This is a genomic window from Mesorhizobium sp. M0077, from assembly GCF_040322955.1.
GTDB lineage: Bacteria > Pseudomonadota > Alphaproteobacteria > Rhizobiales > Rhizobiaceae > Mesorhizobium.
Genome location: NZ_JAMYUL010000001.1, coordinates 452,312 through 467,003 on the forward strand (window position 1 = coordinate 452,312; position 14,692 = coordinate 467,003).

The window sequence follows — 14,692 nt, forward strand, 5'->3', positions numbered from 1 at the left end:
GTGTTCTCAGAATCTCAGTTTCTGCATGGCCATCATCAGATCGGTCGAGATGCCGACGGTGGTCGGCTGCGCAAACAGCACACCGATCGATGTCTGGGCGGTCGAGGTCGGATGATTGATTTCCCAAAGGCTGGTGAAGCGGGTGAGGAATTTCTCGAGCTTGGCCGGGTCGGTGAAATCGGTGAGGTCGAGCTTTGCCTCGAAGGCCTGCGCCTGCTTGTCGATATCTGCGGCAGCGAAGGAATCGGGCAGGCCGATGGCGGTGCGTACCACGCTGGTCAGGGCCGTGTCGGCCAGCACGTCGTACCAGTTGGTGATGGTCGAGGCCTTGCGCTCGAAATAGAGCGCCAACCGCACGCCCTCATTGGTCTTGCCGGCGTCTTCTTCCAGGGTCTGGCGCATGTATTTGTCGACCACCGGCTGCTGCGACGGGCTGCGGGTCGTTGCCGCTTCGCCGTAGGCCTCGAAATTCAACGAGGTGGCGAGCCTGGCATAGGCCTTGTTGGAGAGCTTGTTGGCGACACTGGCGGGCTCACGGACACCGCCCTCAAGGACATCACGGACGAGATCCTTGTTGGTGGTCGCCGGATCGAGCCCGCTTGCGGACAGAGCATAGTTATAAAGGCGGCTGTCGGCCATCAGGTCGTCGACCGATTTCACCTTGGTGATGTTGGCGAGGTAGTAGCTGGTCTCGGCCTGGACGGCGTCCGCATTCGGCTTGATGAGGCCAAGACTGGACTCGGTCGTGTAGAGCTTCGGCGTGGTCTTCAGCACCGCGTCGTGCGTGGTCGTCTGATCGCCATACTGGGCAAAATCAAAGGCGCTGACGAAGTTGGCGTAGCTCTTGTCGGTCAACAGGTTGGCGGGACTCAACGGATCGGTGACGCCGCCATTGACCATGGTGCGGATCTGCTTCGTCGTCTGGGTCGATGCATCAAGCCCATAGGCAGCCATGGCGAAGGTCAGCAGGCGCTTGTCCTTCAGCAGGTCTTCGATGGACTTCACCTTGGAGATGTTGGCTGCGTAGTAGTCGGCCTCGCCCTTGATGTATTGCGCGGTCGGCTTGACGAGCAACAGTCCGGTTCCGCCGATCACAGCCTTCGGCACCGCCTGCTGGACGGCGTCGCGCGCCGTAGCCTGGTCGCCATATTGGGCAAAGTCGAAAGCCGCGACGAAAGCCGCATAGCCCTTGTTTGTCGACGTGTTCGCGGGGCTGTTCGGGTCGGTGACGCCGCCTTCCAGCATGGCCCGCACGGTCGCAGCCGGCTCGGCGTCGGCGTCCAGGCCGAACGCGGCCATCGCATAGGTGAGCAGGCGATCGTTGCCCATCAGGTCGTCGATCGATTTTACGTTGGAGATGTTGCTCAGGTAGTACGAGGTTTCGCCCTTGTAGTAGGTGAAGCCGTTCTGCGAAGGGCCGACCGAGACCTGGAGGCCGTAATTGTTGGTCACGCCCTGCTGTGCCGAATTGTAGCTCGTGGCATTAGCGCCAAGTGCGGCGAAATTGAAGGCCGACACGAACTCGGCATAACGCTTGTCGCTCAGTTTGTTGGCGAAGCTGTCGGAATCCGACACCCCTTCCTTCAGCGCTTTGACCATGAAGGCCTTGGCGTAAGCCATGTCGCCGAGACCGAAGGCTTTCATGGCATATTTGAACAGCCGGTCGTTCTTGACGAAATCGTCGATCGATTTCACGCTGCCGATGTTGGCGAGATAGTAGTCGGTGTCGCGCTTGGTGATCGGCTCCGCCTCGATGCGGTCGATCGCCTTGGGGATGTCCCTGGCGATGAGCTGGTAGCTGGTAAAAGTGCTCAACACGACATGCCTCCGGTCGCAGCTTCAAAAGCAAGACTATGCGGACTTGCTTGCGCGAGGCTGAATCGCTTCACCTTGCATGATTCAAGCCTCACACAAGGCACGGGGGCTATCGGTTAGGCCTGACGTGATGCGGAAGGATCTGGCGTGGGCATTCTGATCGGACTTGTGGTGACGCTCGGCTGTGTTCTCGGCGGCTTCATGGCGATGGGCGGCCATCTGCATGTGCTGATGCAGCCTTGGGAAGCGGTGGTCATCTGTGGCGCCGCACTTGGAACCTTTCTCGTCGCCAACCCGATGAAGACGGTCAAGGACACCGGCAGGGGTATCCTCGAAGCGTTCAAGCAGGCGGTGCCGAAGGAGCGCGACTATCTGGAGACGCTGGGCGTGCTGCACAGCCTGATGCGCGAACTGCGCTCGAAGTCGCGCAGCGAGGTCGAGGCACATATCGACAATCCGGAGGAATCGGCGATCTTCCAGGCATTCCCGACCGTGCTCAAGAATCACGATCTGACGAATTTCATCTGCGACTACTGCCGCATCATCATCATCGGCAATGCCCGCTCGCATGAGATCGAGGCGCTGATGGACGAGGAAATCCAGACCATCAAGTCCGACAAGATGAAGGCTTACCACGCGCTGGTGGCGGTGGGCGATGGTCTGCCGGCGCTCGGCATCGTCGCCGCCGTGCTCGGCGTGGTCAAGGCGATGGGCGCGCTCGACCAGTCGCCCGAAATCCTCGGCGGCCTGATCGGCGCCGCCCTTGTCGGAACCTTCCTCGGCATCTTCCTGTCTTATGCGGTGGTCGGACCGGTTGCCACCAAGATCAAGACGGTGCGCGAGAAGAAGAATCGCCTCTATATCATCGTCAAGCAGACGCTGCTTGCCTACATGAACGGCGCTCTGCCGCAGGTGGCCATCGAGTTCGGTCGCAAGACCATCTCGTCCTATGAGCGGCCGACGATCGATGCCGTCGAGCAAAGCACGATGAACACAGCTTCCGCCGAGAAGAAAGCGGCTTGAGCCATGCATGACGACAGACAGGACCGCACGCCGTCATGACAAGTCCTGGCAGCCCCTCGCAAGCCCGCTCGCTGATCATCGAGCGTCTGGTCGGTGACAGCGGTGAGGCCGCTCATGTCATCGGCACCGGGCGCTCGATGGGGGAGCGCGCGCTGCCGCTGCTGCAGAACAGCCTAGCCGGCGAGCTCGGCGCACCGGTCACCGTCGACCTGCGCGCGGTCGAGATCAGCCGTGTTCCCGATGCCCGCACGAATGCCGGCGATGCCTTTGCCATGGCCATCATAGCATCGCCGACGTCTTCGGATGCGATGACGCTGGTGGCTGATGCGCCGGCCATCGCCGTGATGGTGTGCGCGCTGTTCGGCGGCGATCCGGATCAGCCGGTTTCGCCGATCGAGCGCGCTCTGTCGCAGATCGAGACCGATGTCGCGACCACGGTCTTCCAGGAAGTTGCGCAGGCGTTGAACGGATCAGGCCGGCGCTCGCTCGAGCTGCGGCTGCCGGTGCCGCGGGCGCTTTCGGGCAGCGAAGCCAAGCGTCGCGTGCTGCGCGATGGCGCGGCGGTGCGCATCGTCTTCGGCATCTCGACGCCGACCGACAGCGGAACGGTCACGGTGATGATCCCGCAGCGCATCCTGCTGGCCACACGCGGTATCGCCGATGTCCACGACAGCGAAGGCACGACCTCCGACTGGCGGGCACGTTTTTCCGAAGAAGTGATGCGCTCGACGGTGACGCTCGAAGCGACCATGCCGCTGGCCCGCCTGACGCTCGGCGACCTCGCCGGCTTCGAGCCGGGCCAGATCATCGAGCTCGAGGAGACGGCGCAGTCCCAAGCCAAGCTGAGCGCGCGCGACAAGACGCTGTTTGTCTGCGAGTTCGGTAAACTCGGGCAGAACTACACCGTCCGGATCAGGCATCCTTACGATGCCGGTCAGGATTTTATCGATGGGCTCATGCCGGGCTGACGCCGGGCAAGCCCAAGCATCTGGAGACGAGTGATGGCCAAGACCAAGGTGGAAGCCAATATCGACCAGCCGGACGAACAGCTCGACCGCGCCATCGAGGAATTGCGCGGTGTCCTCCAGGAGGAGGAAAAGCGCCCCGACGCCGCCTTGCGGGCTGCCACGTCCGGCGCCAATTCGAACATCATCATGAGCATCCCCGTCGATGTGCAGATCATCCTCGGCAGCACGGAAATGTCGGTGTCGGACCTGATGGCGCTGCAGAAGGGCTCGACGGTGGCGCTCAACCGGCGCATCGGCGAACCGGTCGATGTCGTGGTCAACGGCCGCAAGATCGCGCGCGGCGAAATCACCGTGCTGGAAAGCGATCCGTCGCGCTTTGGCATCAGGTTGACCGAAATCATCGCTGCCGCCAAGAGCGCCTGAGGATTAGACGACATGCGGTCTCAGCAGCGATCGGAGCTTATGCCATGACGACGCCGGTGACGCTCACGCGCCCGCAAAAGGCCGCCGCCATCCTGGTGGCGATGGGCAAGCCTTCGGCCAGCCGGCTGCTGAAATTCTTCAAGCAAGAAGAACTGAAGGCACTGATCGAAGGGGCGCGGCTGCTGCGCACCATTCCGCAAAGCGACCTCGAACGCATCGTTGCCGAATTCGAGGCCGAGTTCACCGAAGGTGCGGGCCTGCTCGATTCCGCCGACCGGATGGACACGATCCTCAATGAATCGCTGTCGCCCGAAGAGATGAGCGCCATCATGGGCGACAAGCGCTTCGAGGTTGCGCCGGAAGGACCACCGCCGATCTGGCCGGAGCTGGAAAAGCTCGAGCCGACGCGTCTGGGCACGTTCCTTGCCGCCGAGCATCCCCAGACCGCGGCCATGGTGCTGTCGAAGCTTGCGCCGCAGGCCGCCGCCAACATTCTGCTGACGATGGAAAAGCCGATGCGCAGCCAGATCATCAAGCGCATGGTGACGATGGCGACCATTCCGGACGCGGCGACCAGGATCATCGAGAACCAGCTGCGCGCCAGCGTGCTGGCGCAGACAGCGACCAAGGACATCTCGGCGGGACAGGCGCGCGTCGCCAGTATGCTCAACGAGATGGACAAGCCTCAGTTGGAAGAGGTCATGCAGGATCTGGAAGAGGCCGGCACGCCGGACCTCGGCGGTGTCCGCTCCAGGTTGTTTGCCTTCGACGATCTGCCGCTTTTGACGCAGAAGGCGCGGGTGCTTCTGTTCGACGGGCTGTCGACCGAACTGATTACGCTGGCGCTGCGCGGTGCACCACCCGCATTGACGGAATCGGCGCTCTCGGCGATCGGCGCACGGTCGCGGCGCATGATCGAGTCCGAGCTCGGACAGGGCTCGGAAGGCATTCAGCTTGCCGACATCATGACGGCGCGCAAGAACATCGCGGTGGCGACAATCCGGCTTTCGCGCGAGGGGGCTTTCGAACTGCCCTCATCGCAGCAGAGCGAAGCGGCTTAACGCCGAGCGCTGAATGGCTGAAGCGGCGGACAAAGACTCCAAAACCGAAGACGCGACCGAAAAGAAGATCCGCGACACCGTCGAACAGGGCAAGCTGCCCCATTCGCGAGAGGCCGCACTTCTGGCGTCCTTCATCGCCATACTGGTGTTCACCGTCTTCTACGCCAAGGACGCGGTCGTTGATCTCGGCATGTTCCTGTCGATGTTCCTGGAAAAGCCCGAGGCGTGGCCGATGGACACCGAGACCGACGTCATCGCGCTCTACAAGACCGTGATGATGGAAATAGGCAACGCCGTCGTCAGCCTGCTGGTGCTGCTGGTGGTGGCCGGCATCGGCGCCTCGGTGCTGCAGAACATGCCGCAAGTCGTCGGCGAGCGGATCCGGCCGCAACTGTCGCGCATCTCGATAGCTAAGGGCTGGACCAGGATGTTCGGTATTCAGGGCTGGGTAGAATTCCTGAAATCGCTGGGCAAGCTCGGCTTCGCCAGTATCGTGCTCTACTTCACGCTGTCGCAGGACTACCGCCAGCTCCTGGCCGGCATGATCACCAACCCCGTCGCTTTCGGCCTCGTCATCAAAAGCATCACCGTCGACATATTGGTGGCGATCGTCTTCGTCATGGGGCTGATCGCGGCGGTCGACGTCGTCTGGTCGCGCTTCCATTGGAAGCAGGATCTGCGGATGACCAAGCAGGAGGTCAAGGACGAGTTCAAACAGTCCGAGGGCGACCCGATCATCAAGTCGCGGCTGCGCTCGCTGGCGCGTGACCGGGCGCGCAAGCGGATGATGACGGCGGTGCCGCGCGCGACGCTGATCATCGCCAATCCGACGCACTTTTCCATCGCGCTCAGATATGTCCGCGACGAGGATTCAGCACCCATGGTGCTGGCCAAGGGCCAGGACCTTGTGGCGCTCAAGATTCGCGAGATTGCCAAGGAGCACAACATCCCGATCTTCGAGGACGTGGCGCTCGCCCGCTCCATGTACAAGCAAGTTTCGGTTGATAGCGTGATCCCGTCGCAATTCTACCAGGCCGTCGCCGAACTGGTGCGGATCGTCTACTCCAAAAAGGCTGAGCGGAGACAAATTTCATGAACCGCCAACCGCACGCAAAATCCCGCGAACTCATCGTCGCCAAGGCCATCGAGCAGGTGGTCGACGAGTTGCGGCTGATCGATGTCGCCGACTACATCGCCTTCATCCGGCTCGAGCATTTCGCTTGCCTGTCGGATCTGGTGGATTCGGCGGTGGAGCTGTTCTTCCTGCCGGGCACGCTCAGGCTCGGCCATGGCGGAGAGGCACATGTCGACTGGAGCGGCAGCCCGCGCGTCGTGCTCGATCTCGAGCTTCGGCCGCCGGGCGTCACCGTCTATTTCCAGCTGACGCTGAGCGAGGAGAGGTCTTCGGTCGCGGTCAACTATGTTTCGTTCGAGAAGCCCGGCGAAGACCCCGAGCACAACACCGCCTTGCTGGAGACGGTCATCGAAGAGGCGCGCATTCGCCGGACCGAGCCGCTCGCCTATCGCTGATCTTTTGTCTTATCCCAATCGCCGGACGCGGCTTTGATCACTCGATCAGACCCAGGCGCAGCGCCTTGGCCACCGCCTGGTTGCGGTTGACCGCGTTGAGCTTCTGCGTCGACTGGGTGAGATACTGGTTGGCGGTGTGGACCGACAGCTTCAGCAGCCTGGCGATCTCTTCGCTGGTGTTGCCGTTGGCGGTCAGCTTCAGGCACTCCAGTTCACGCTTGGAGATCGACCGCATCCGGCCGGCATCGTTCGGACGAATGCGGGCGACGGCGGCGAACAGCGAAAAACAGCGGGCGTGGATTTCGTAGAGCGTGTCCTCCGGCAGAGCGATCGTCGAGCCGAGGAACACCACCAGCCCGCAATGGCCGCGATCGGCATGGACGGGAAAGGCAATGCCGTTGGTGCCTGGCGCCAGCGGCGCCGTCCGCTCCGCCCAGGCGAGGTTCTTGAAGACGGCGTCCGAGCCGGCGATGCCGTCGTCCGCCCACCAGCGCGGCGCTGTCGAGGCGCCGCTGTGGCGAACCATCTCCTCGCCATTGGCGCCGGCGATGAACTTGGTTGTCACCGCGGTGGCGGGATAGTCGGAATCGAAGCTCGGCACCAGGCGCGCCCGTTCCGGCGAGGGGCTGACGAAGTAGAGGCCAAACGCCGACGCGTTGATGTCGACTGCGATCCAGCGGCAGCGGCGCACCGCGTCCGGGATGGTAACGGCATGGTGCGTCTCGGAACCGATGGAGAAGGCGCCGAACGGATTGCGCTGCTCGTTGAAAAGGGCTTCGGCCGCCGCCTTGATGTCAGCATGTTTCAAATGATGCCGCTCCTGATCGCCGTGGCGATGGCCATCGCGCGGTTCGACGCCGCGAATTTCTGGATGGCGTGGGTGATGTAGCTGTTGACGGTGTTGGACGAGACCCCGAGGATCACTGCGACCTCATCGGTGGTTTTGCCTTCAGACACCCAGAACAGGCATTCGCGCTCGCGGTCGGACAGCGGGTCCTGCATGGCGGCGGCGGCGATCAATTGCGGGATGGCGGACAGCGCGTAACAGCACTTCAACTGAGCCTTCATCAGCGCCGGCTGGTCGATACTGCCGGCCTCGGCCGCCGAGAAAAGCGCAAACAGCCGCTGGCGACCGACATTGAGCCGCAACGAATAGACTTCGGCATGGCCAAGCACGTCGAGCAGGCGCGCCTCTTCGCCTGTGAGCAGTCCGCCGGCGTCGGGCGCCGCGGCGGCGACCAGCGGCCTCGGGCGGATGCCAGGTGCAACGGTCAGCGGTCCCTGGGCAAGGCCGGCGATCAGCCGCTTGCCGATCAGTTCAATGGCGTCGAAGATCCAGTTGGATGAGACGATGCGGGCGTCGTTGCGGTCCTGGTCGTGGACGATGGCGACGAGCATGTAGCTGTCGGCGCCGATCTCGGCGGCAAGCTGCATGAAAAAGGAGGTGAGATCGCCGCGCGATTCGAGGCGCGAGCCTAACGTATCGGATTGGAGAAGCGCGGCGGAACTGCTCATTGGATGCTTTGGTTGTATGTCATGGCCGGAGTCTTTTCTTGAGCCCGGACGCTGGGGTTGGCAGCGGCCGAACTTGAAGACGCATCACGTTTACGAAGCACTCACACGGCGCGGCGGTCGCGCTGATCGCCGAATCCATTCAGGGAACGCGAAGCCGTCCGCGTCTGGTGCCGGTCATTGGCCGGAACTTGAGACTTTGGGTGGTCGCCGCGCCCCCCAAGGACCGGCTGATTCGGGTCTAATCTACCCGCAGATGAATCCGACATCAAACGCGATTTGACAAAATCAATATTATTGGACTCAAGCGACTCAGGGGCGGCTTTCGCGGCCTTTCCGCCGCAAAAGGCCTGAAACGCCGACACGAAAAAGCCAGAGGGTGTTGCGATACTGCCGTATCGAGGGCCGATCGATTCCGATAGGGTCTCGGCAGCCGGCAGGGGTGGGCATCCCTTCGGTCATACGGCGGATTTGGCGGCGCTTGCTCGCGGCCATCAGCATCGGGGGTCATGATGAAGCAGGTTTTCCTGGCGTTCACGGTGGTGCTTGCCGTTCTTGCCGGCATGGCAGCGCCCGCCAAGGCTGAGCCGACCGTTACCTATGCGCTCGACAACGGGCTGCAGGTGGTGCTGGTGCCCGACCATCGCGTGCCGAAGGTGGTGATGAACCTGCGCTACCGCGTCGGGTCGATGAATGAACCCGCGGGACGCTCGGGCTTTGCGCATCTGTTCGAACATCTGATGTTTTCCGGCACGCCGGCCTGGCCGAACGTGTTCGGCGCGCACGCCGCGCTCGGCAACGAGATCAATGCCTGGACCACCGAAGACGGCACCGTTTATTACGTCGACGGGCTGTCGTCGTCACTGCCGATGATCCTGTCGCTGGAGGCCGACCGCATGGCCAATCTCGGCCGTTCGGTGACTCAGGCCAAGCTCGATCTGCAGCGCTCGGTGGTCAAGAACGAGATGCGCCAGAACGTGCTCGACAAGGCCGGCGCATCCGGCTGGGAAGCTTTCTGGTCCGGGCTGTTCCCGAAGCCGCATCCCTATAGCCGCATGGTCATCGGCTCGGTCGCCGATCTTGATGCGGCGACGCTCGACGATGTCAGGGGTTTCTTCAACAGCTACTATCTGCCCAACAATGCGGTGCTGGTGCTGGTCGGCGACTTGGAGATCGACGACACCAAGGCGCTGATTGCCGACACGTTCGGCCGCGTGGCGCGCGGCGCCGATGTGGCGCGGCCCGCCGTGCCGGCACCGACGCAGGCCCGGCTCAAGCTGGTGCTCGAGGATCGTGTACCAAGCCCCATCGTCGTGGTCGGCTTCAGTGGCCCGGTGGCGCAGTCGCCCGACAATGGTGCGCTCAGCATTGCCGCCGAACTGCTCGGCAACGGCGAATATGGGTTTTTGCGCAACCGGCTGGTTTCGCAGTTGGGCATTGCCACCTATGCCAGCGCGAGCTGGACCGGCGGTCTGCTCGGTGGCCGCTTTACCTTCGAGGCGGGTGCCGCCGAAGGTGTGGCGCCGGAAGCGCTGGAAAGCGCGATGAAAACGGCGTTTGCGGATTTCCTGAAGACCCCGCTCGATCCGGTCGATGTCGAGCGTGCGCGCACGGGCATCTTGCAGGCAGCGCGGCTCGGCAGTGAAGCACTGAACGATCGCGCCGGCGTCGTCTCCTACAATGCCGACGTGCTCGGCGATGCGCAGAGCGCGCTGGTCGACGACCCGCGGGTGAAGGACGCCAGCGTGGCGGATGTCGAGGCAACGATGAAGCGGCTGTTGAAACCGGAAGATGCCAGCGTACTGATGCTGAAGCCCGGCCCCCGCGGCGGCTATCCCGATGCACTGATCGGCTCGTCCGGCACACCGCAGCCGTTCACCGCACCGGAGCGGGCGGCGATCGACATTCCGAAGCATGCGGCCGGGCAAGCGCCTTCGGCAACACTGCCCGCCATGGAAACGGCGACGCTCTCGAATGGCATCAAACTCGTCCACTACACAATGCCGGAAGCGCCGATGGTCTATGTCGCGGCCAGCGCCGCCGGCGGCTGGAACAGCGTGCCGGAAGGCAAGGAGGGGTTGCTGGAGCTTGCAGCAAGCATGGCGACACGCGGGGCCGCCGATCGCGGCTCGGCTGACTTCGCCAAGGCGGCCAGCGACATCGGCGCCGGCGTCGGCCACCAGGCCGGAACGCTGACCACGATGATGACGCTTGGCGTGCCGCCGGAAAAGCTCGACCAGGGTATTGGCCTGCTCGCCGACGCGGTGCTGAAGCCTCGTTTCGACAGGACCGAATGGACGGTGCTGATGGCGCAGACGGTCGATTGGCTGAACGGCCGCGAGGCGGATCTGCCCGGCGTTGCCGGCCGCGTGGCAAAGGCGACGCTGATCCCGCAGGTGCCGGGCAAGGCAGCGGTGGACTGGTCGGCAAAGGCGCTGGCCTCGATCTCGCTCGACGGGGCGAGGGACGCGTTCAAGGCGGAGTTCACGCCGAAGGCGGTGATTTTCTACAGCGTCGGCCCGATGCCGGTCGCGAGCGTCGCCGCCAGCCTTGAAAAAGCATTTGGCGCGTGGACAAGCGACACCGCCGGCTATGCCGTCGAGCCGTCGCCGGCGGCGCATTTCAACGGGGGACAGAAAGTGCTGCTGGTGCCCGAACCCGGCGCCAGCCAGTCGGCGCTGTTCGTGGCGCGGCCGGCGCCCGGCGCCGACGAGAGCGAGCGCGCTGAATCGACCGCGGTCTCCAACCTGCTTGGCGCCGATTTCTCCAGCCGGCTGAATTCGGTGATCCGCGAGGAGAAGGGCTACTCCTATGGCGTGTCGAGCTATCTGATGAGCCCGATGAAGGCCGGCTCGGGATTGGTCGTGGCAACCACCGTCGAGCGCGCCAACACCGGGCCGGCGATTACCGAAATCCTGAAAGGATTTGCCAGCCTGACCACCTTGCCGGTGGCGCAGGACGAAGTCGACCGCACGGTGACTGTCTATCGCCGGGCGCTGGCTGGATCGGCCGAGACGTCGGCTGGTCTGTTCTCCTCGCTGATTGGCGCGGTCGGCAGCGGATCGACGCTGGAGGACCAGCAAACCCGCATGGCGGCGCGCACAAAGCTGACGCTCGATGCGGTTCAGAAACAGGCGCTGGCCCTGGCGTCGCTCGATCCGTCGCTGATCGTGGTGGCGGGCGACCCTGATGTGGTGATGCCGCAGCTTGCCGCTATCGGTTTCAAGGACGTCGAGATCGTCAAGCGTGACGAGGCGGAGGAGCAGACCGCTATGCGGGCGCTTGATCTTCTGGGCAATAAGAGGCAAGCGCCACTGTCCGCTTCACCGTGGCGGGTTGGCGATGGCGGCACGACGCGCGCGGTGCACGCCTGCGCCGGCGAAAGGGATTGCGGCGCGCAGATCCACGCCGATTGACGGGCTAAACGCGCAGCCGCCGGCCGCGTTGTAATCTTGGGCAACTTTGTTTCGGGGGAAACGATGAGCGATTCATTTCGGGAAGTCACATCCGTCTCGTGGTTCGGGCGGATCAAGCGCGCGGTCGGCGGGGTCATCTTCGGCCTTATCCTGATCGTGCTGATGGTGATCGGGCTGTTCTGGAACGAAGGCCGCGCCGTGCAGACGGCGCGCTCGCTGGCCGAAGGTTCTGGAGCGGTGGTTTCGGTCGGCGCCGACAGCGTCGATACCGCCAATGACGGCAAGCTGGTTCATGTCAGCGGACTGGTGACGGCGGACAGCGGCCTGGCGGATCCGGATTTCGGCATTGCGGCGCAAGGGCTGCGGCTGTCGCGCAGTGTCGAGATGTATCAGTGGAAGGAAGAGTCCAAGTCGGAGACGACCAAGAAGCTCGGCGGTGGCGAAGAGACGGTGACCACCTACAGCTATTCCAAGGTGTGGGACGACAGCCAGATCGACTCGTCGGACTTCAAGAAGCCGGACGGCCACCAGAATCCGCCGATGGAAATCCACGGCCGGACCTTCCAGATTCCTGAGGGCAAGCTTGTCGCCTTCGATCTCGATACGCCAGTGCTGGACCGCATCGAGGGTGACAAGGACTATTCGCTCTCAGCCGACCAGTCGGCGGCGATAAAGGCTGCCTATACCGGAACGAAACCGCTCAGCATCGTCGATGGCAAGATTTTTCTCGGCAATGACAACACGACGCCCGCTTTGGGTGACTATCGAATCGGCTACGAACTGGCGCCGCTGGGCGTGATCAGTATCATCGCGCGCCAGGCCGGCAGCCGCTTCGAGCCCTACCAGACGCAAGCCGGCGATGCGCTGCTGATGGTTGATACCGGCAACGTCCCGGCCGAAAAGATGTTCGCCGACGCCGTCAGCGCCAACACGCTGATCACCTGGCTGCTGCGCGGCGCCGGCTTGCTGTTGCTGACCATAGGCTTTGCGCTGTTCCTCAGCCCGATCGGGGTGATCCTCGACGTCATACCCTTCCTCGGCAGCATGGCGCGGATGGGCACCGGCATCATCGCCTTCGTTCTGGCGATCCTGGTCGGCACGGTGACGATCGCGATTGCCTGGTTCTGGTACCGGCCGTTGCTGGCGCTCGCCATCCTGGCGGCAGGCGTGATTGCGGCGGTGATTGTCTACCGCATCGGCCGGTCGCGAAAGGCAGCCGCGCCGATGGGCACGGCAGGCACCGGCGCACCAGCGTAGCTCGCGAAGCAATAAATGGAGGAATGACCGACATTGGTGAAGCGGATAGGCAGGTTTCAGGATGGCGACGCTACGGCAGCTGTCCTAAATTCTGTCGCCTCGCGACACGCCTTCATATTTTTTGTTGATACAACTCAATGCTTTTGAAATGACGTCAGGACGTTAATGAGGCTGGCTATCGGTGGAATTTCATTCCTTCTTCTTTGATCGGTCAGCATTTTCGACTTCTTAAATTTCACTTCGATTGCCTGCTTCGAAACCGCAAAGTACGTTGATAGGCGCGAAAGTAATTCATTGTAGACAAGAAAATTGCATGGCTGGTCGTCGACAAATATATACCCGTGCCCTCGATCTTTTATATCTAATTGTCGGCGAGTCTGTGCTGTTTTTTGTAGAAAAATTTCATCGGGTAATATCAGTTCAGCCGAGAATGCGTTTGCCTGATACTCTAATCTTTCATAATTAAATCTGTTAGAATTCTCATTCGTAATGAAAAGGTCTCGCTCGACAATGGTCTCAGAGCGTAGATATCGTTCATGGTCCAAAACGAAATGGCCAATCTCGTGTGCAACCGTAAAGCGCTCTCGTGTCTGGAGCGAGTGTGAGTTTATCATAATCATTTTTCGCCTGAAGTTTGCCGACCCCAAGATCGGGGTCCCGTCAACGTCGATCATTTCACGATCAGAAAACTGTAAATCGATAGATAGCATTTGGCAAAGCTTGGGTAAGTCTACTGCATCGGACGTGTAATCGATTGATTTGAGCGCTTTCTCTGCGGCCACTTTGATTTGCTCTATCGATAAGAAGGGCACCGATCGACCCCCGGCTTCGAGATCGTATCGAGAGAGAGCGGCTGCCTCTGGATCCAGATCTGTCAGCAACTCGTCTAAGGTTGCGAAAAATTTGCCGTCATGGAAACCGGAGAACTTTAGAGACTTAGCGACATCATCGCTTCTGAAAATTTGGGCGCGCACGAAGCCATGTTCCAGAAAAGAACTTTTGCGATCCGCAACGATTTCCAAACCATGCTCGTCGAATTTTACAATGCCCATCGCGCCATTTCTGGCGACCATCTCTGCTCCAGACTGCAGCCTCGAAGTTACTACTATGACCCCTTTCGACGCATGCGGAAATATCCGGCCAATCTTCGATGAAAAATCGTTGACGTATATTTCGGAGACGCTGGCGTCATGATTCTTGCACTCGAATATGACGTATAGGTGTGGGACATCGCTGCCAGTTCGGTACAGTTCCAAAACGACATCGAATTCAACGTATGCCTCGCGTTCGCGACAATAGTATTCTTTCTTCTTATAAATTTTGCAGTTTTGCGATGGATACGCGCCAAAAACTAGCTCCCCGCGATCTTTTTGGTCGACAAGGTAGCGGTGGAATGCGTCTTCTAGTTTATCACCTTTGCTGGTCGAATTCACGCTTGCCTCGAGGCTAAGAGTTCAGGAAAGCCGCATATGTTCTACTTTGCCAGCAGCTTTTGCAAAGTCAATTTATCCCTGGAGGAATCGCGTGAACAAGACGCTTCGCGAGAACAATCAACCTGTTGCGTAGAAGCATTACGCTCCAGCGCGACAGGCCAATTCCAAGGACCGGCTCTGCCGTTGCTAGGCCACGGACGAACGGCAGGTTCGGGTAACGACTGAAGCACTCTGAACGGCGGCAGGGTTGGATT

Annotated in this window: 12 protein-coding genes; 8 read left to right on the plus strand and 4 right to left on the minus strand. The window is 61.5% G+C overall.

Features of this window, described 5'->3' with window-relative positions; genetic code table 11:
• Positions 1-6: 6 nt before the first annotated feature.
• Entirely contained in the window at positions 7-1,818 is a 1,812-nt protein-coding gene (locus tag NKJ57_RS02215; protein WP_352510416.1) for a DUF1217 domain-containing protein, read from the minus strand.
• 144 nt (positions 1,819-1,962) lie between these two features.
• Here NKJ57_RS02215 and motA point away from each other — a divergent pair, with 144 nt between their 5' ends.
• Genes motA through NKJ57_RS02245 form a run of 6 tightly spaced genes read left to right on the plus strand, consistent with a single transcriptional unit; the run spans position 1,963 to position 6,820 of the window.
• The gene (gene motA, locus NKJ57_RS02220; RefSeq protein ID WP_023671751.1) at positions 1,963-2,838 is read left to right on the plus strand and encodes a flagellar motor stator protein MotA; all 876 of its coding nucleotides are present in this window, start codon (positions 1,963-1,965) and stop codon (positions 2,836-2,838) included.
• A 35-nt stretch (positions 2,839-2,873) separates the two neighbouring features.
• The gene (locus NKJ57_RS02225) at positions 2,874-3,806 is read left to right on the plus strand and encodes a FliM/FliN family flagellar motor switch protein (protein ID WP_352510417.1); all 933 of its coding nucleotides are present in this window, start codon (positions 2,874-2,876) and stop codon (positions 3,804-3,806) included.
• Positions 3,807-3,839: 33 nt separating this feature from the next.
• Positions 3,840-4,229, plus strand: coding sequence for a flagellar motor switch protein FliN (fliN, locus tag NKJ57_RS02230; protein WP_023725153.1), 390 nt, complete (start codon positions 3,840-3,842; stop codon positions 4,227-4,229).
• 44 nt (positions 4,230-4,273) lie between these two features.
• Entirely contained in the window at positions 4,274-5,290 is a 1,017-nt protein-coding gene (locus NKJ57_RS02235) for a flagellar motor switch protein FliG (protein ID WP_023728370.1), read from the plus strand.
• A gap of 13 nt (positions 5,291-5,303) precedes the next feature.
• Positions 5,304-6,386: a flagellar biosynthesis protein FlhB gene (gene flhB / locus NKJ57_RS02240; RefSeq protein WP_023683475.1), complete on the plus strand. Its 1,083-nt coding sequence runs from the start codon at positions 5,304-5,306 to the stop codon at positions 6,384-6,386.
• Entirely contained in the window at positions 6,383-6,820 is a 438-nt protein-coding gene (locus NKJ57_RS02245) for a BspJ family T4SS effector nucleomodulin (protein WP_023825400.1), read from the plus strand. The genes flhB and NKJ57_RS02245 overlap by 4 nt, the downstream gene beginning before the upstream one ends.
• 37 nt (positions 6,821-6,857) lie before the next feature.
• Here NKJ57_RS02245 and NKJ57_RS02250 read toward each other — a convergent pair whose 3' ends face one another.
• Both NKJ57_RS02250 and NKJ57_RS02255 read right to left on the minus strand, forming a co-directional pair.
• Positions 6,858-7,628: a helix-turn-helix transcriptional regulator gene (locus NKJ57_RS02250; protein WP_023733429.1), complete on the minus strand. Its 771-nt coding sequence runs from the start codon at positions 7,626-7,628 to the stop codon at positions 6,858-6,860.
• The gene (locus tag NKJ57_RS02255; RefSeq protein ID WP_023671758.1) at positions 7,625-8,335 is read right to left on the minus strand and encodes a helix-turn-helix transcriptional regulator; all 711 of its coding nucleotides are present in this window, start codon (positions 8,333-8,335) and stop codon (positions 7,625-7,627) included. Before NKJ57_RS02255 ends, NKJ57_RS02250 begins: the two co-directional genes overlap by 4 nt.
• Before the next feature lie 506 nt (positions 8,336-8,841).
• Here NKJ57_RS02255 and NKJ57_RS02260 point away from each other — a divergent pair.
• Positions 8,842-11,748 carry a M16 family metallopeptidase gene (locus NKJ57_RS02260; RefSeq protein ID WP_352510418.1) on the plus strand — a complete coding sequence of 969 codons (2,907 nt, stop codon included), beginning with the start codon at positions 8,842-8,844 and terminating at the stop codon, positions 11,746-11,748.
• A 63-nt stretch (positions 11,749-11,811) separates the two neighbouring features.
• Positions 11,812-13,005: a TMEM43 family protein gene (locus NKJ57_RS02265; RefSeq protein ID WP_352510419.1), complete on the plus strand. Its 1,194-nt coding sequence runs from the start codon at positions 11,812-11,814 to the stop codon at positions 13,003-13,005.
• 134 nt (positions 13,006-13,139) lie between these two features.
• Here NKJ57_RS02265 and NKJ57_RS02270 read toward each other — a convergent pair whose 3' ends face one another.
• Positions 13,140-14,438 carry an ImmA/IrrE family metallo-endopeptidase gene (locus tag NKJ57_RS02270; RefSeq protein ID WP_023696891.1) on the minus strand — a complete coding sequence of 433 codons (1,299 nt, stop codon included), beginning with the start codon at positions 14,436-14,438 and terminating at the stop codon, positions 13,140-13,142.
• Positions 14,439-14,692 lie beyond the last annotated feature (254 nt).

Excerpts from the sequence above, each read along its gene's own strand:
- NKJ57_RS02255 (WP_023671758.1), bottom strand. The coding sequence starts at position 8,335 with ATGAGCAGTTCCGCCGCGCTTCTCCAATCCGATACGTTAGGCTCGCGC.
- NKJ57_RS02265 (WP_352510419.1), top strand. The coding sequence starts at position 11,812 with ATGAGCGATTCATTTCGGGAAGTCACATCCGTCTCGTGGTTCGGGCGG.
- NKJ57_RS02225 (WP_352510417.1), top strand. The coding sequence starts at position 2,874 with ATGACAAGTCCTGGCAGCCCCTCGCAAGCCCGCTCGCTGATCATCGAG.
- NKJ57_RS02235 (WP_023728370.1), top strand. The coding sequence starts at position 4,274 with ATGACGACGCCGGTGACGCTCACGCGCCCGCAAAAGGCCGCCGCCATC.
- flhB (WP_023683475.1), top strand. The coding sequence starts at position 5,304 with ATGGCTGAAGCGGCGGACAAAGACTCCAAAACCGAAGACGCGACCGAA.
- fliN (WP_023725153.1), top strand. The coding sequence starts at position 3,840 with ATGGCCAAGACCAAGGTGGAAGCCAATATCGACCAGCCGGACGAACAG.
- NKJ57_RS02245 (WP_023825400.1), top strand. The coding sequence starts at position 6,383 with ATGAACCGCCAACCGCACGCAAAATCCCGCGAACTCATCGTCGCCAAG.
- NKJ57_RS02260 (WP_352510418.1), top strand. The coding sequence starts at position 8,842 with ATGATGAAGCAGGTTTTCCTGGCGTTCACGGTGGTGCTTGCCGTTCTT.